Source organism: Hylemonella sp. P2_B10 (assembly GCF_056404875.1).
The window spans coordinates 1563612-1580081 of the sequence record NZ_JBFUDE010000001.1 but is presented as its reverse complement, the minus strand read 5'-3'; the positions used below and the strand labels follow the sequence as shown (position 1 = coordinate 1580081).

Below are 16470 nucleotides of genomic sequence, written 5' to 3'. Positions count from 1 at the left end.
GCTGGGCCTGAACCCCGGGGTGTGAAGGGCAGGTGTCGCCTGTGCGGCTGGTGCGCTGCGGGCTGACGGCGCACAATGGTCTCGCTCAAACACAACAACGAGGAGACTTCCCCATGACCAAGCCCCTGCACGGCTTCAGCCTGGCCTTGATGGCCGCGCTCACGCTGGCCGGCTGCGCTACCAACACCGCCGCCCCTGCCACAGGAGCCGCCCAAGACCTCGGCACCGCACGCGACATCTACAACGGCGCGCTGTACCCTGACAAGGCGGTGCGCACCTTCAGCCACACCGAGCGCATCTTCCCCACCCGCACCATCAAGGCCGGCGGCCCGGCCTCGGCGCTGCCGGCCAGCGACAAGCCCATCACCGCGGTGACGTTCACCTCTGCCGGCAAGAGCTATGACCTGCCGGACTACGTGGCGCTGAACCGCATGGTGGGTCTGCTGGTGCTGAAGGACGGCAAGATCGCCTATGAGCACTACGACTTCGGCTTCACCGCGCAGGACCGCTGGATGTCCATGTCGGTGGCCAAGTCGCTGGTGTCCACGCTGGTGGGCGTGGCGGTGAAGGACGGCTATATCAGCAGCATCAACGATCCGGTGGTGAAGTACCTGCCGCAGCTGGCCGGCAGCGCATACGAGGGCGTGTCGGTGCGCGACATGCTGATGATGGCCTCGGGCGTGAAGTGGGACGAGACGTATGTGAACCCCGCCAGCGACCGCCGCCGCCTGCTCGAATTTCAGATCGCCAGCAACAAGCAGGGCGCCATCTTCGACGTCATGAAGGTGCTGGGCAAGGGCACGGGCACCGGCACGGCGTTCAACTACAGCACCGGCGAGACGGTGCTGGTGGGTGAGGTGGTGCAGGCGGCCACGAAGATGCCGCTGGCCGACTACCTGTCGCAAAAGGTGTGGAGCCGCATCGGCATGGAGGCGGATGCCTACTGGTGGCTGGACTCGCCCGGCGGCCACGAGGTGGGTGGCAGCGGCGTGCTGGCCACGCTGCGCGACTTTGGGCGCTTCGGTCAGTTCATCCTGCAAGGTGCCAAGATCAACGGGCAAAGTGTGGTGGGGGATGGCTGGCTGGCGGAAGCCACCAGCGCCAAGCCACTGACTGGCGTGACGGGCATGAACGGCTACGGCTACCAGTGGTGGACGGTGAAGCCCGAAGCCGGGCCGGAGCATGTGGGCTCATTCATGGGCCGGGGCATCCAGGGGCAGTACATGTACATCCAGCCGCGCGGCAACATCGTCGTCATCGGGCTGGGGGCGCGCTCCAAGCCGACCGGCAAGCAGGCCATTGAGGACCTGGATTTTCTGGCGGCGGTGGTCAGGCAGCTGCAGTAAGGGGGCTGCCCTCGGAAGGGGGCAGCCTTTGCCGGGTCAGGACTCCGAAGGCGGCAGCCGCTTCATGCGCACGGTCTCTTCCAGCTGCGAGGGGGTAGCTGGCGGTGGCGCTTCCATGCCCGGCCAGGTTTTTTCCCACTGCGATTTGGACCCGCTGCCGGCCTGGCCAGACACGGCCTGTTCCCACAGCTTCCAGTCGGTGTCGGCATTGCCTTCCACCACTTCCAGCGGCGCGGGGGTGGTGTCGCCCCGGGCGGCCCTGCTTGCGGCGTCAGCGGCGGCCTTGTCAGGCGCGGGTTGCGCGGCATCGGGCGCCGCCGGCGTCAGCGGCGTGGGGCGGGAGCGGCGAAAAATATTGAACACGACCTGTGTGCTTTCTCGTTGCGTCTAATCTTTTTGCGAGGGAACGCGACGGCAGGCCAGCAAGATGCATCTTTGCACTGGACTCGCTAGCCTGCCCAGGCACCCCACCGACCCTCTCCACGATTCGTTTGTGCCTAGCGTACTGAATTTTAGGTGGTTTGGCTATGACTCTTTTGGGGGAGTGGGTCGTCAAATGCCGCGTTGTGGTGCCGGCCGCATCCTACATGGCTGCTGCACACCTCATGGAATGGGTCACGGCATCGGATAGGGCTGGTCGTCTGGCAGGTTCAGTGTCAGGTCACGGTAAAAGGCCAAGCCGCGGCCCTCACCGTACGTGTATGGATCGCGCTGGGCCAGGTGGGCCACCATGTCCAGGTGGTTCAGCTTGTGCGGCACAGGCGCCATGTCCAGCCGGGCCGTGCCGCGTATGTGCGACATGACGGTGCGCGCCAGCATGGCATTGGCCCAGGCGGTGGCGCCAATGCCGTCCAGAAAGACGCCAGGGAAGTACAGGTTGGGCGCGTCCATGCTGCGGAACATGCAGGCGCAGCGCGCGGCCAGATCACCCACGCTGCGCAGGGAGGCGACGCGCGGCTCTTCAAAAAAGCCGAGGTGGGTGCCGTAGCCGGTGCCCCACAGCAACACGTCGGGGCGCAGGCGGCTGCCGTCGGACAGCAGCACCTCCGGCCCTTCTATCGCCTGCACAGTGGTGCCGGGGTGGCGCTGCAGCGCGCCCAGCTGCCCCAGCATGCGGGCGCGGCCGGGGATGATCTGGTCGCGCAGCACGTCCAGCGGCTGCTCGGGCAGCAGCGCCTGCAGGCCAAACTTGGCATAGCGCGCGCGCAGGTCGGCATTGATTAGTTCGTTTTGCTTTGCCGGCGGCATGCCGCTGGCCTGCAGCTTGGCAAAGGGGCGAAAGCTGCCGGCGATGGCCTTGGGCTTGTTGGTGGGGGTGAACCAGCGCAACCCCCGGTAAACCCAGTGGATGTGCCCGGCCTGGTGCTCCAGGCCCAGGTCCAGCAGGTCAAAGGCCGAGGCGCCGCCGCCCACCACCAGCACCTCGCGGCCGGCCAGTTCGGTGGGGTCGCGCAGCGCGCTGGAGTGCAGCTCGCGCACCGTGCTGGCACTGCGCCGCACTTCGGGGATGACAGGCGTGTTGTGCGCGCCGGTGGCGGCCACCAGGTGGCGGGCGCGCAGCGTGCCCTGCGGGGTGTGCAGCTCCCAGTGCTCGCCGTTGTGCCGCGCCAGCTGCACGGGGGTGTTCAGCCGCAGGCCATCGGCCAGGCCGAAGCGTGGCACCCATTGCTCGACATTGGCCACGATGTCGGCGCGCCTGGGGCCGGTGATGGGGATGTCGCCCAGCGTCCAGTCCACCGGGCAGATCTGGATGTCTTGCCAATCCGGCAGGTCGCGCCACAGCCCGCCCACGCCGGCGGCGCGGTCCAGCACCAGCGCGTCCAAGCCGGCCTGGCGGGCGTAATGCAGGTGGACCAGACCGGCCAGGCCGGCGCCGATGATGGCGAGGTCCAGGGGGCGGTCTGGCAGCGGCAAGGGGTCGTCTGGCATGGGTCTCCCTGGGCAGGTGCTGCACATTACCAGTTGGCGCAGCGTCCGGCAAGACGGGCGCTGCGCCTGCCGCAGGCCACCGCCCACCGTCTTGCCCGGCGTGGGTCGCGCGGTCACAATCGGGGTTCGGAGCGCGGGGCGTGCTGCGCCCACCACATCGGAGAGTGCAGGCATGGCAGGCATCGACACCGACTATCTCGTCATCGGCACCGGCGGCAGTGCCATGGCTTTCGTGGACACGCTGCTGTCCGAGTCACCACAGGCCAGCGTGCTGATGGTGGACCGCCACCACCGCCCCGGCGGCCACTGGAATGACGCCTACTCGTTCGTGCGCTTGCACCAGCCCTCGGCCTGGTACGGCGTGGCCTCGCGCGAGCTGAGCGACGGCTCGCTGGAGGTGGGTGGCTTCAACGACGGCATGTCCAGCTTGGCCACCGGCGCCGAGGTGATGGCGCATTTCGAGCAGGTGATGAAGCAGCGCTTCCTGCCGTCGGGACGGGTGCAGTGGTGGCCCAGCTGCGAGTGGCTGGGTGGCGAAGGCGGCGTGCACCGCGTGCGGCTGCTGATGTCGGGCGAGGAGCGCATGGTGCGGGTGCGCCGCAAGATCGTCAACGCCACGCACGCGCGCACGGAAGTTCCCTCCACTCACCCGCCGCGCTACCGCGTGGCCGCCGGGGTGGACCTGGTGCCGCTGAACCGGTTGCCGGCGGTGCAGCGGCCCTTTGCCTGCTACACCGTAGTGGGCTCTGGCAAGACCGGCATGGACGCCTGCATTTGGCTGCTGGAAAACGGCGTGCCGCACACACGCATACGCTGGGTGATGCCACGCGACGCCTGGCTGTACGACCGCGCCAACGTGCAGACCGGGCCGCGCGGCTGGGAGCGTTATTACAAGTACACCACCGATCAGTTCGACGCTATCGCCCAGGCCAAAGACATGGCTGACTTTTTCCACCGCCTGGAGGCCAGCGGTGTGCTGTTGCGCATAGACCCCCGGGTGGAGCCCACAACATTCCGTTGCGCCGTGGTGTCGCGTGGCGAGCTGGAGCAACTGCGCCGGGTGGGTGAGATCGTGCGCCTGGGGCGGGTGCAGGCCATCGAGCCTGGGTGGCTCGTCATGGAACGCGGTGAGCTGGCGGCAGACCCTGACACCTTGTATGTGGACTGCACCAGCTGCGCCATACAGCCGGCGCCTCGGGTGGCGGCGTTTGACGGTGACACCGTCAACGTGATGATGGTACGCACCTGCCAGCCGCTGTTCAGCGCCGGCCTGATCGCCTGGGTGGAGGCCCACGTGCAAGGGCAGGCCGAGCAAAACGCGCTGTGCCTGCCGGTACCCGGCCCCGAAGTGCCGCTGGACCTGCTGCGCATGTGGGCGCCCACGCTGCTCAACACCGCACGCTGGCGGCAGAACCCGGCGCTGTGGGGCTGGGTGCAGGGCAACCGCATGAACGCGCAGTCGGTGGTGCTCAAGGGCGTAGAGATCACGCCACAGGTGATGGCGGTGCTGAAGTCAGTGGGCGAGAAAGCCGCGGCGGCCGGCGCGCGACTGCCGCAGCTGTTGGCGACCGCGACCGCGTGAACGTGGTCGCGCGGCGTTAGCCGCCAGGCGTCACCAGCGGCAGCGTCATCGTGAACCGCGTGCCCTCGCCAGGCTGGCTGCTGATCTCCACATTGCCGCCCAGCACCCCGGTGACCAGGTTGTAGACGATGTACAGACCCAGGCCAGATCCGCCATGGCCCAGCTTGGTGGTGAAGAAGGGCTCGAACACGCGGTGCAACGCATCGGGCCGTATGCCCACGCCGTTGTCTTCATAGCGCAGGGTGACGATCTGCTGCGCGGCGTCCACCTCGGCGCTGAGGGTGACGCGGCCGTGATGCCGGCCTTCAAAGGCGTGCAGCAGTGAATTGCCCAGCAGGTTGGTGATGACCTGCTCCAGCGGGCCGGGGTAGCCGTCCATGTGGATGCCTTCGGGCACGTGTTGCTCCACCTCGTGGCCGGCGCGCTTGAGGTTGTGGGCCATCAGGTTGATGGTCTCGGCCACCACCTCGTGCAGCTGGAAGGCGCGCCGGCGTGCGCTGGTCTGGTCCACCGCCACCTGCTTGAAATCAGCCACCAGCTTGCCGGCGCGCTGGGCGTTGCGCTCAATCAGCTCGCCGGCCTCGACCAGGCGCGCGCTGCGCGCCATGAAATCCGAGCGCTTGCCGGAGCCGGACAGCACCAGCTCGCTGAAGGCGCGCATCTCCTGCCCCAGCGCCGAGGCGGTGACCAGCACATTGCCGATGGGGGTGTTCAACTCGTGCGAGACGCCGGCCACCAGCGAACCCAGGGCGGCCATGGTCTCGGACTGCACCAGCTGATCCTTGGCGCGCTCCAGGCCGGCCAGGGCGTCGGTGAGCTGGTGGTTGGATTGCTTCAGCTCCTCTTCGGCGGTCTTCAGCGCGGTGATGTCAAAGCTCATCACGAACACGCCGGCCACCTTGCCGTCCGCCCCGCGGTCGGGCAGGTAGTGCACCCGGTGGGTGAAGCGCCCGCGCCCCTCGAACTCACGCGTGCGCTCAAACTCTTGCGGCTGCCCGGCCAGCCCGGCCAGCATGGGCTCGCGGATCTGCGTCTCCCACTGCTCACCGAAGATATCGGCGGCGCTGCGGTTGAGCACCTGCTCGGGGGTGACGCCGAAATAGTCGAGGTAGACCTGGTTGACGAAGCGGCAGCGGGTGGTGGCGTCCCAGTAGGCGATGGTGCCGGGCACGGCGTCCATGGCGGTGCGGTTGAAGCGTGCCACCTGCTGCAGCGACTTGTTGGCCTCGGCCAGCGCGGCGGTGCGCTCGGCCACCAGGTCTTCCAGGTGGGCGCGGTAGCGCTCCAGCTCCTGCTGCGAGCGACGCAGCTCGGTGACGTCGGTGGAGAGCACCAGGCGCGCGTCGCGCCCGCCGTGGGTCAGCGCATGGCTGGAGACCTCCACCAGCAGGGTGCTGCCGTCCTTGCGCACATGGGTCCAGGTGCGGGCCGGCGGGCCCACATGGGGCGGGTTGACCATCTGCGCGTCCACCAGGTCGCGCTGGTCGTGCGGCAGGATTTGCTCGGCCGTCATGCACAAGAAGTCGTTCAGGCTGTAGCCATAGCGCGCCAGTGCGGCCTGGTTGACAGCCAGGAAGGCGTGGCTCTGCGGGTCCAGCACCCACATGGGCTGGGGGTTGCCCAGGAACAGCTCGCGGTAGCGCGCCTCGCTGTCGCGCAACGCCTGCTGGGCCGTCTTGTGCTGGGTGATGTCCATGCGCACGCCGGTGATCTGCGTGGGCTTGCCGGTGGCGTCGCGCGCCTGCACCTTGCCCACCACGTGCACCCAGCGCCAGCTGCCGTCGGCGTGGCGCATGCGGGCCTCGTAGTCGTAGGGCACGTTGGCGCCTTGCAACACGGCGTCCACAGTGGCCTCCACGGTGGTGCGATCTTCGGGGTGCACGCGGTCCATCCAGCGCTGGCGCTGCGCAGGTCCTTCGTCAGGGTCGTAGCCCAGCATGGTGGAGTAGGTGGACGAGGCATACCAGTTCCGGGGATTGGCGATTTGCCACTCCCACACGCCGATCTGTGCGGCGTCTGTCGAGAGCGCCAAGCGTTGGGTGTGCAGCGCTGCTTCTGCGCGTGCCTGGTCGGCGGTGCGCCAGGCGCTGGCCAGGAATACGGTGAGCGCCAGCATGGTGAGCACGCCGGCCAGCCACACCGCCACCACCACCCACACCAGGCGGCGCCACTGGGCCAGCATGGTGTCTTCGGCCTGCCCCACCACCACCAGCAGATCGGGATGGGAGGACAGCGCGCGGTAGGCGAAGATGCGGGCCTTGCCATCGATGTTGCTTTCGCCCCGGTAGCTGCCCATCGGGTGCTGTGGTGACCAGTGGTTGAAGACGCCCACGCCAGCGAAGGACTTGCCCATGACCGCGTCGTCCAACGGGCTGCGCATCATCAGCCTGCCGTCGCCCCGGAACAGCGCGACCGAGGCGCCTTCGCCCAGATTGACGCTGCGCCACAGCTTGTCGAAATAGGGGGGCTCCAGCGCCGCTGCCACGACATAGGCGAGCTTGCCGTCCGGCCCGTGCAAGGGGCGAGCCGCGCTGATCAGCCAGCCGCCGGTGGAACGGCTGCGCACCGGAGCGCCCAGGTAGAAGCCGGTCTGAGGCTGCTCGCTGTAGATCTGGAAGTAGGGGCGGTCGGCCAGCGGTATGCCAATGTTGCCCAGGTCTGTGTCGAAGGTGATGCGGCCGTGCTGCGCGTCCAGCGCCCAGATGGCACGCAAGAAGGGGGTGTCTTTCAGCTGGCCGCGCAACAGCGTGCGCGCGTTGCCCTCGTCGAGCCGGCCCTGGCTGCGCAGGCCTTCCAGGCCGGCCACGGCCAGCTGCAACTGCTGGTCCACCGCCTGCAGGGTGCGGGTGGTCTGCTCTTCGATGATTTGCGCAATGGATTCGGTCAGCCGCCGGCCCTCGTCCAGCGCCTGCAGACGCAGGTGCGCCAGCGCCAGCCCCACCAGCAGCGCCGAAACGGCGACCAGCCCGATGGCGACCCAGCGCAAGGCCCGCCCAACGTCAGTGCCCGCCTGTGCGCGCAGCCGCTCCAGTGTCATTGGCCCATTCTCTGTGCAGCAGGGGGCGAACGCAACCGCCGCCGGGGCGGGATTGCCCTAATGGGCAGGCGCGTGGGCGCGCCCTTCCCGCGCAGCGGGCAGACCCTCAGGCCACCGGGATGCGCGCGGCATTGACCGCCAGCCAGGTGCTGAAGTCTTGCAGGCCTGGGTGCAAGGCGCGCGCTGCCACCGGGTCGCGCGCCTTGGTGAACGCCTCGCCGGCGATGGCCTGGAACTGGAACATGTTGCCCAGGTCGTCCGCGCCGGGGAAGCCCAGGCCACGGTAGACATCAAACGGCAGGTCGACAAAGTTCACCGGCTTGCCCAAGGCGGCGCTGAGCTTGGCCGCCATCTCGGGGCCGCTGAGGATGTCGCCGCTGACGCCGATGTGCTGGCCCACGGTGCCGGTGCCGCGCTTGAAGATGCCGTAAGCGCAAGGGCCGATGTCGGCGGCGGCGATGCCGGGCAGCTTGGCGCCGCCCAGCGGCAACGCGAACGTCAGCGAGCCGTCGTCGTTCTTGCGCGGGCCCATGCCGAAGTAGATCAGGTTGTCCCAGTAGAAGGCGCTCATCAGGTAGGTGGTGGGCCCGCCCTCGGCGACGAAAACGGCGTCCATCTCACCCTTGGCGTCAAAGTGCGGGCATTTGTATTTGCCCTGCAGCGTGGGCAGGCGGGTGTCGCTCAGGGGCACGGTCTTGCGCGTGTCTTCCAGCGTGGACCAGACCACGTGCTGCACGCCGGCGGCCTTGGTGGCGCGGGCCAGGTTGGCGGCCTGCACGCCTTCGCGCTCGGCGGAGAAGTGCTCCCAGAAGTTGGTGACGCAGAACGCGCCGTAGGCGCCGGCAAAGGCGGCGCCCAGGCTGTCGGGCTTGTCGGCGTCGCCGGCCACCACCTCGGCACCGGCGGCGGCCAGGGCCTTGGCGGCATCGGAGTCGGTCTTGCGGGTGATGGCGCGCACGGCAAAGCCGCCGGCCGGGTCGGCCAGGATGGCACGCACCAAGCCGCCACCCTGGGCGCCGGTGGCGCCGAGGACGGCGATGGTTTTCTTGCTGCTGGACATGGTGGTGGGCTCCTCAAGGGTGAGGCGCTGTTTGTAGCGCATTTCACCCGGGCTGGATAGGGCAATCCGCATGTGTACGGCCTGCAAATGACCCTTTTGGGGGATAGGACGGCGCCCGCCTTGGGGCCAGAATGGCTGCGCCCCCACCCATGGCGACCAGCGCCCGCGCGACCCGATGCTGAACCTGACCTACAACCTGACCGACACCCCCACGCCGTGGGACCTGCCCAGCGCGCTGATCTACTTCAACATGACAGCGGCCCAGATGGCGGCGGCGGGCTCGTTGACGCTGAAGCCGTTCACGTTTCCCGGCACCAACTGGGACTACCGGGCCAAGGTGGACGATGGGGATGGCTATGGGTCGGTGTACTACACGTTCCAGGGGCTGGCCGGGGCCACCTACACCGTGTCGGTGAACAGCTTCTTCAACCCCTCGGGCACCAACGTCTACGACAGCCAGGGCGTCAATCTCTTCAACGGCGCCCCGGGCACCGGCGGCTACAGCTCCATGACGTTCGTGGCGCCGTACAGCGGGACCTACTACGTCAAGCCCAACTGGAGCATTGGGGCGTACTACACCTACTTCGGCATGGACATCTTTGCGGACGTGGACACCGCCGGCCCCAAGGTGGCGTCGCAAAGCCCGCCGAACCAGGGCCAGGTGGCCGCGCTGACGACGAACCTGCAGATCACGTTCAACGAGGACATCCTGCGCGGCAGCGGCACCATCACGCTGTCGCATACCGCTGACAACGGCAACGTGGTGGACGAGGTGTTCGACGTTGCCACCAGCAACCGCCTCAGCATCAACGGCAAGGTGCTCACCATCGACCCGACCAAGGACCTGGACGAGCGCTACACCTACACCGTGACGATCACCTCCGGCGCGGTGAAGGACGCCGATGGTCGGGTCTACGGCGGTACATCCGGAACCGGGCAGGGCTATACCTTCTCCACCGACGACGCGGCCAACCACAAGTACTTCGGCATCGCGACCAACGAGGTGTTCAAGGGCGGCCCGGGGTTTGACACCATCGACGGCGGCGGTGGCATTGACACGGCGCAGTATGGCGGCAACTACAGCCTATACAAGGTGCTGGTGGGCGCCAGCAGCGTGTCGGTGGTCGACAGCCGCGGTTACAGCACCCACGCCAGCGACAACACCGACACGCTGACGAACGTGGAGCGGCTGCAGTTCGCCGACGTGCGCCTGGCGCTGGACCTCAAGCCCACGCAGGCCGGCGGCGAGGCCCTGTTGATGTTGGCCGCCGCCGTGGGCGCGCCAGCGCTGGCCAACAAGGCGCTGGTGGGCGTGTTCGTGGGCTATTTCGACGCCGGCTTTTCGCTGCGCGATGGTGCCGCGGTGCTGGTGAACTCGGGCATCATGGCAGCCTTTGCGGCCGGCACGGACAACGCGTCCTTCGCCAGGTATGTCTACACCAACGTCAATGGCAAGGCGCCCGATGCCGCCACACTGGCCAACCTGGTGGCGCCGCTGGACGCGCAGACCATTGGCCAGGTGCAGTGGCTGGCCGACATGGCCGCCTCTGCCGCCAACCAGACGCATGTGAACCTGGTGGGCTATGCGGGCACGGGGCTGCAGTACCTGGTGTGAAGGCGCTCAGCGCCGGCCGGCTCAGAAGAACGCGCCGCTGTTGAGCGCGCTGAGCAGGAACTCGTTGATGAAACGGCCGTCCTTGATGGTGGCCACCGGCTGCATGTCGAAAGCGAAGGTCCGCGCGGCATAGGGGCGCACCAGCGTGAGCAGGGAGGGCGCGCTTTTGTCGGTGGCGTTCATGTCCTCCTCGGCGACCAGGATGCCGCGCAGCGAGAGGTTGGTCAACGGCACCTTGGCGCCTATGGCGGCAGGGTAGCCACCCACCTGACCGAGGATGTGCTGGGGGTCCTTGAACACCAGCACACCGCGCAGGTCGCCTTTGGTGGCGCCGATGCGCGAGACGGACTCGGCCACATTGCCTTCGCGCCATTCGACGAACAGGGTGTGCAACTGGTCGTCTCGCAGCCCCAGTTCGCTGGCGCTGGCGCCGGTCTTTTGCATCTCCTTGGTCGTGCCCAGGAATTCGCCGGAGCGCAGGATGGCGTGCACGGCACTGGTGGAATGGATGTAGACGCCGCTCATGGTGTGCTCCCTGCTTTCTGCTTTCTGCTTGCAGTACTGTGCAGGATACGGCGACGCCGGGGCGTTGCCAGCGGTGGCTTTACCTCATTTGGGGGATGTCGCCAGCCTGCACCCACCGCTGCACAAACACCAGGTCCAGCCAGCGCCCAAACTTGTGCCCCACCTCGCGGAAGTGCGCCACCTGTTCGAAGCCCAGGCGCTGGTGCAGGCGCAGCGAGGCCAGGTTGGCGGCGTCCACGCCGCCCAGCATCACGTGCTTGTCCATGGCGCGGGCGCGGACCAGCAGCGCCTGGATGAGCCGCTGCCCCAAGCCCTGGCCGCGGCAGTCGGCGCGCACGTGCACGCTGTGCTCCACCGAGTGGCGGTAGCCCGGCCAGGCGCCGCGGAATTCGCCGAAAGAGGCGAAGGCCATGACGTTGGATTCGGCGTCGGCGTCGTCTTGCGGGCGCACCGCCACCAGCACTGGAAAGCCGGCGGCGCGGCGGGTCTCGAACCAGGCGGCGCGCTCTTCCAGGCTGCTGGGTTGCAGCGCGTAGACGGCGGTGGAGTTGGCGATGACGTCGTTGTAGATGGCCAGGATGCCTGGCAGGTCGGCAGTGGTCGCGTCGCGCAGCAGCGCGGGGCGGTGGGTGGAGGGCATGGCTTGGTTCCTTGATAGTGGAATTAAAATCTACTATAGTAGACATATGGCCAAAACGCAAACCGTCAAACCGCTGCCCGTCAGAAAACTGCCAGCGCCCGCCCCGGCAGACGACCCCACGCCGCGCATTGCCGCGCGGCTGCGCGCGCTGCGCCAGGGGCGTGGCTGGTCGCTGGAGCAGGCGGCGCAGGCCTCGGGGGTGTCCAAGGCCATGCTGAGCAAGATTGAGCGTGGCGAGGCCAGCCCCACCGCACAGCTGCTGGGCCGGCTCAGCGGCGCCTTCGGGTTGACGTTGGGCAGCCTGCTGGCCGACGAGGGCGCGGCGCCCGTTCGGCCAGGCAGGCTGGTGCGCGCGGCCGAGCAGCCGCTGTGGCGCGACCCGCAAAGCGGCTACCTGCGCCGCCAGCTGTCACCGTCTTTCTCGCCGTTGTCCGACCTGCCCATGCAGCTGGTGGAGGTGCGGCTGCCGGCAGGCGCCAAGGTGGCGTTTCCGGCCTCGGCCTATGCCTTTTTGCGCCAGCTGGTGTGGGTGCTGGCGGGCAGCCTGCGCTTCACCGAGGGGGCGCAGGTGCACAGCCTGGCGGCGGGCGATTGCCTGGAGCTGGGTGACCCGGTGGACTGCGAGTTTGCCAATGCCGGGCGGGGTGAGTGCCGGTACCTGGTGGCACTCGCGCGGCGGTAGCCACGCGATACCCTGGCGGCAAGGCGCTGACGCCGCCGGGTTCAGGCTGGGCGACGACGCAGCGCGGCCCACCCGCCCAGCCCGCCGGCCAGCAGCAGCGCCAGCGTGCCGGGCTCGGGCACTTCGGCCTCGCGGGTGATGCTGAAGCTGGTGATGTCCAGCGACGCGGCGCCCCAGTTGCCCGGGCCGCCAAAGGCAAGGTTGCCGCCTTGGTGGAAGGTGAAGTCAGCCAGGTCCAGTGCGGTTGGCAAGGCCAGGCTGCCCAATGCGTCATTGCTGCCGGGAGCATGGCTGAACAGCACGAAGCCGGCGTAGGCTGGGGCCAGGCCGTTGAGGCTGGGGCCACCATTGAGTGGCGCCGTCACCCACAGACCGTCGAACAGTTGGCCGCCGCCGACGTCTTCGTCGTTCCACACCACGGCATAGTTGTCCTGCGTGCCGCCAAACGTCCAGCTCATGCCGGCGGCGGAGATGGTGCCGCCGATGACGGCCTGGTCGTAGAACGCATAGTGAGGCGTGATGGTGCCGCTGTCGGGCAGTGTGGCGTCGTTGACGCGCATGCTGGCTGTCACGATGGTGCCGGCGGCGATGCCCGTGCCAGCCAGCGGGTCCAGAATGCCATTGGCATTGACGACGGCGGTGAAGTTGTAGCTGATCACGCCCGCTTGCGCGGGCGCGGCCATGACGGCGCAGGACAGCATGAGCGCTGCTGCGCGGGCCCAGAATGGAACCTGCATGTGCTTTCTCCCTGAACGTGTGGGTCTGCGGCGGGCTGGCCACTTCGGACAGCCCCGGTGCGCATGATAAGCATATCGCGGTGGCCCCGGGGCATGCGGGTGTTGCGTGGGCGCCGCCTGCCGCCCGCCGCCCGCGCTCAGGTTGAGCGGCAGCGCCCGGTGGCGGTGTTTTCCTTGTCGCCGTCGTCGTAGTGGATGCTGACGGCGCCGCCGCGCAGCGCGGTGATGCGGCCGTTGAACCACTTGCCGCCGCCCTTCCAGTTGCACTGCACCCGGGTGCCGACCTGCCAGCTGTAGTTCTTCACCAGGCTGGAGGGCAGGGTTTCGCGGTCGCCGTCGTCGTAGGCGACGGAGATGCGCCCATTGTTGTCCTGCTGCACCACGCCAGGGTACCAGTAGGGCCCATTGCGGTATTTGGCCAGCACCCATTCGCCCGGCTGGTAGGCCAAGGCCGATGTGGCGGCGAACAGCATGCCCAAGAGACCCAGGATCAGTTTTTTCACGTCATCTCCTTGTGGTTGGCGCAGCCAGAGCTTACAAGGGGTGCGGGGGCGTGGCAATGGGGGCGTCACCCAGCCGGGAGGGCGCCTGTGCGCGTCAGCGGCCGGCGGCCTCGCGTGCCGCCCGGATGGTGCGGGCCAGCTCCGGGGCGACCGGCATCCGTTTGAAGGGGCTCACATTGGCGCCCCCGGTGTTGCCTGCGGGCACCCAGCCCAGTGCGGTCTTGGTGGCCGCACCCGCCATTCGCAGCACCTGGCCAAGCGCCTCGCGCACCTGGCCGTGCCTGCAGCTTCAGGCCAGCATGTGGGCGTGCACGCGCACATGCTGCACGGTGGAGGCCTGGCCCAGCACGTGGGCGCGTTCCAGGTGGGCAAAGGCCGTGGCGGCGTCGCCCTGGCTCGACGTGTGGCGCGCGGCGTGCAGCTCTTCATCCACGTGGGGTTTGATGCGTGTGCCGAAGGAAGGCATGCGGGGGCTCCTGGTCAAGGTGGTGGGCCGCACTGTAGGCGCCGCCGCCGCACCGCGCTTGAATGAAACGGCTAACGGGTGAGGCAGCCCGCGCAAAAAGCTCGCCCGACCAACTTGCCGGGCGCAATGCAGCCGTTTTGTTCAAGCATGCGGGCAGCTTCGCAAGGATCATTGCCCTGCACCGCACCACCGTTTTCATTCCCTGATTTTTACCTGGAGTTCTGACCATGTTTTGCAAATACCTTCTTACCGCCGCCCTGGCCTTGCAGCTGGCCGGCTGCATGACGCCGCCCGCCGACCTGGACCAGTCGCTGACCAAGGCCACCGCGCAGCAGAAATATGTGGTGGCCATACGCCCGCTGAGCGAGCCCATCGCCATCAACCAGATGCACAAGTGGGAGGTCAAGGTGACCTCTGCCGCCGGCGCGCCGGTGCTGCATGCCCGCATCGATGTGGACGGCGGCATGCCGCAGCACGGCCACGGCCTGCCCACGCAGCCGCGCGTGACGCAGGAGCTGGGTGAGGGCCGCTACCTGATGGAAGGCATGAAGTTCAGCATGACGGGCTGGTGGGAGATCAAGCTGAAGCTGCAGTCGACCAACGGTGGGCCTGACAGCGTGACCTTCAACAAGGTCATCGCGCTGCCCGCGGTGGCCAAGAGCTGATTCACCTTCAACCGACGCAGGAGGTCTCATGTCCACACCCAATGGCCGGATGGTGAACTGGCGCGCACTGCCGCGTGGCGCAGCGCTGCTGCTGGCAGGCATCGCCCTGGCCGGCAGCGCCTGGGGCGTCACATTGTTTGGCAAGCAGATCATGGACGGCTGGAATGCCGATGAGCTGGCCGTGGTGGCCTCGCTGCGGCTGAGCCAGCTGCCCGCAGCGCCCAAGGACCCGTCCAACGCCTATGAGGGCTCGACGGCGGCCGTGGCGCTGGGGCAGCGGCTGTTCAACGACACCCGCTTCAGCCGCAACCAGGCCGTGTCTTGCGCCAGCTGCCACGACGCGGCGCGCCAATTCCAGGACGGCCGGCCCCTGGGCCAGGGTGTGGGGCTGGGCGCGCGGCGCACCATGCCCGCCGTGGGCGCGGGGCACAGCCCCTGGCTGTTTTGGGACGGCCGCAAGGACAGCCTGTGGGCGCAGGCCCTGGGGCCGATGGAAGACGCGGTGGAGCATGGCGGCAACCGCACGCAGTATGCGCGGCTGGTGCAGTTGCATTACCGCGACGCCTACCAGGCGCTGTTTGGCCCACTGCCGGACCTGAGCCGCCTGCCGAAGGATGCCGGCCCGCAGGGCACACCCGCCGAGCAGGCGGCCTGGCAGGCCATGGACGAGGCCAGCCGCCACAACGTGTCGCGCGTGTTTGCCAACCTGGGCAAGGCCATCGCCGCGTACGAGAAGTCGCTCAGGCATGGGCCCTCGCGCCTGGACCAGTACCTGGAGCAACTGGTGGCCGGCAAGCCCAGCGGCCTGCCGGTGCTGGACAACCGCGAGATCAATGGCCTGCGTCTGTTCATCGGCAAGGGGCAGTGCATAGGCTGCCACAGCGGGCCGCTGTTCACCGACCAGCACTTCCACAACACCGGCGTGCCCGCGCGCAACCCCGCCGCGCCGGACCGGGGGCGCGCCGACGCGCTGGTCAAGGTGCGCGCGGACGAGTTCAACTGCCTGGGCCCGTTCAGCGACGCCAAGCCCGAGCAGTGCGATGAGCTGCGCTTCATGGCCACGCAAGACCCGAACCTGCTGGGCGCCTTCAAGACCCCCAGCCTGCGCGACGTGGCGCTGCGCCCGCCTTACATGCACGCCGGGCAGTTGGCGACGCTGGAGGAGGTGGTGCGCCACTATGTGGCAGCACCCCATGCCCCGGTGGGCAAGTCGGAGCTGAGCCATACGCATGAAGGGCAGAAAGCCGGGGCCAATGCTGTTGTCACGGCTGGCAGCCACCCCGAGCGCGCGCCCATCCAGCTGTCTGCCGCTGAGCAGCAGGACCTGGTGGCCTTTTTGCGCACGTTGTCGGACGCCGGCGCGCTGCCCGGGCCTCAAGTTCGCCCGCAAGCTGCCGATATAAGCCGGTAAGCACGCAAAAAATCAGAGTTCTCCATGGACATCACCGACGTTTCCCCCGCCGCCTTGGTCAACGCGTCCACGCAGATGGCGCAAGACCAGGTGCAGCAGACGGCGCAGATCCTGGTGCTGAAGAAGGCCATGGACGTGCAGGCCAGCAACGCCATGACGTTGCTGCAGGCGCTGCCGGGCAACCTGCCACTGGCTACCAGCGGCAACCTGGGCACGCAGCTCAATGTGATGGTCTAGGGCCTGTTCACACTTGCAATACAAGTGTGAACAGG

15 protein-coding genes and 1 pseudogene are annotated in these 16470 nt (G+C 68.0%); 7 read left to right on the top strand and 9 right to left on the bottom strand.

Annotated features, from left to right (window positions below; genetic code table 11):
- Positions 1–113: 113 nt before the first annotated feature.
- Entirely contained in the window at positions 114–1346 is a 1233-nt protein-coding gene (locus tag AC1DX2_RS07385) for a serine hydrolase domain-containing protein (protein WP_477195645.1), read from the top strand.
- Between the two features lie 36 nt (positions 1347–1382).
- Here AC1DX2_RS07385 and AC1DX2_RS07380 read toward each other — a convergent pair whose 3' ends face one another.
- Both AC1DX2_RS07380 and AC1DX2_RS07375 read right to left on the bottom strand, forming a co-directional pair.
- A complete protein-coding gene (locus AC1DX2_RS07380) occupies positions 1383–1709 on the bottom strand; it encodes a hypothetical protein (RefSeq protein WP_477195644.1) in 327 nt (108 codons plus the stop codon).
- Between the two features lie 252 nt (positions 1710–1961).
- The gene (locus AC1DX2_RS07375; protein WP_477195643.1) at positions 1962–3275 is read right to left on the bottom strand and encodes an NAD(P)-binding domain-containing protein; all 1314 of its coding nucleotides are present in this window, start codon (positions 3273–3275) and stop codon (positions 1962–1964) included.
- A 172-nt stretch (positions 3276–3447) separates the two neighbouring features.
- Between AC1DX2_RS07375 and AC1DX2_RS07370 the strand changes: the two genes are divergently transcribed.
- Positions 3448–4857 carry a hypothetical protein gene (locus AC1DX2_RS07370; RefSeq protein WP_477195642.1) on the top strand — a complete coding sequence of 470 codons (1410 nt, stop codon included), beginning with the start codon at positions 3448–3450 and terminating at the stop codon, positions 4855–4857.
- A gap of 16 nt (positions 4858–4873) precedes the next feature.
- Here AC1DX2_RS07370 and AC1DX2_RS07365 read toward each other — a convergent pair whose 3' ends face one another.
- Together AC1DX2_RS07365 and AC1DX2_RS07360 are read right to left on the bottom strand one after the other, a co-directional pair.
- The gene (locus AC1DX2_RS07365; protein ID WP_477195641.1) at positions 4874–7894 is read right to left on the bottom strand and encodes a PAS domain S-box protein; all 3021 of its coding nucleotides are present in this window, start codon (positions 7892–7894) and stop codon (positions 4874–4876) included.
- Between the two features lie 106 nt (positions 7895–8000).
- Positions 8001–8954: an NmrA family NAD(P)-binding protein gene (locus AC1DX2_RS07360; RefSeq protein ID WP_477195640.1), complete on the bottom strand. Its 954-nt coding sequence runs from the start codon at positions 8952–8954 to the stop codon at positions 8001–8003.
- 175 nt (positions 8955–9129) lie between these two features.
- On the opposite strand from AC1DX2_RS07360, the gene AC1DX2_RS07355 reads away from it, so the two are divergent.
- A complete protein-coding gene (locus AC1DX2_RS07355) occupies positions 9130–10569 on the top strand; it encodes an Ig-like domain-containing domain (RefSeq protein WP_477195639.1) in 1440 nt (479 codons plus the stop codon).
- 21 nt (positions 10570–10590) lie between these two features.
- Here AC1DX2_RS07355 and AC1DX2_RS07350 read toward each other — a convergent pair whose 3' ends face one another.
- The gene (locus AC1DX2_RS07350; protein ID WP_477195638.1) at positions 10591–11094 is read right to left on the bottom strand and encodes a hypothetical protein; all 504 of its coding nucleotides are present in this window, start codon (positions 11092–11094) and stop codon (positions 10591–10593) included.
- A gap of 79 nt (positions 11095–11173) precedes the next feature.
- Complete coding sequence (locus AC1DX2_RS07345; RefSeq protein ID WP_477195637.1) at positions 11174–11734, bottom strand: N-acetyltransferase family protein; 561 nt, start codon at positions 11732–11734, stop codon at positions 11174–11176.
- Between the two features lie 46 nt (positions 11735–11780).
- Here AC1DX2_RS07345 and AC1DX2_RS07340 point away from each other — a divergent pair, with 46 nt between their 5' ends.
- Entirely contained in the window at positions 11781–12416 is a 636-nt protein-coding gene (locus AC1DX2_RS07340; RefSeq protein WP_477195636.1) for a helix-turn-helix domain-containing protein, read from the top strand.
- 41 nt (positions 12417–12457) lie between these two features.
- Here AC1DX2_RS07340 and AC1DX2_RS07335 read toward each other — a convergent pair whose 3' ends face one another.
- From AC1DX2_RS07335 to AC1DX2_RS07325, 3 genes and pseudogenes are all read right to left on the bottom strand, one after another.
- The gene (locus AC1DX2_RS07335; protein ID WP_477195635.1) at positions 12458–13153 is read right to left on the bottom strand and encodes a PEP-CTERM sorting domain-containing protein; all 696 of its coding nucleotides are present in this window, start codon (positions 13151–13153) and stop codon (positions 12458–12460) included.
- Between the two features lie 137 nt (positions 13154–13290).
- On the bottom strand, positions 13291–13656 hold the full coding sequence (locus tag AC1DX2_RS07330; protein ID WP_477195634.1) for a tudor domain-containing protein: 366 nt from the start codon (positions 13654–13656) through the stop codon (positions 13291–13293).
- 94 nt (positions 13657–13750) lie between these two features.
- Positions 13751–14122, bottom strand: a pseudogene (locus tag AC1DX2_RS07325) (DUF3703 domain-containing protein).
- Positions 14123–14349: 227 nt separating this feature from the next.
- Between AC1DX2_RS07325 and AC1DX2_RS07320 the strand changes: the two are divergent.
- Genes AC1DX2_RS07320 through AC1DX2_RS07310 form a run of 3 tightly spaced genes read left to right on the top strand, consistent with a single transcriptional unit; the run spans position 14350 to position 16435 of the window.
- A complete protein-coding gene (locus tag AC1DX2_RS07320) occupies positions 14350–14787 on the top strand; it encodes a FixH family protein (RefSeq protein WP_477195633.1) in 438 nt (145 codons plus the stop codon).
- A 28-nt stretch (positions 14788–14815) separates the two neighbouring features.
- Positions 14816–16198, top strand: a complete 1383-nt coding sequence (locus tag AC1DX2_RS07315; RefSeq protein ID WP_477195632.1) for a cytochrome-c peroxidase — start codon at positions 14816–14818, stop codon at positions 16196–16198.
- A 24-nt stretch (positions 16199–16222) separates the two neighbouring features.
- Positions 16223–16435 carry a YjfB family protein gene (locus AC1DX2_RS07310; protein WP_477195631.1) on the top strand — a complete coding sequence of 71 codons (213 nt, stop codon included), beginning with the start codon at positions 16223–16225 and terminating at the stop codon, positions 16433–16435.
- Positions 16436–16470 lie beyond the last annotated feature (35 nt).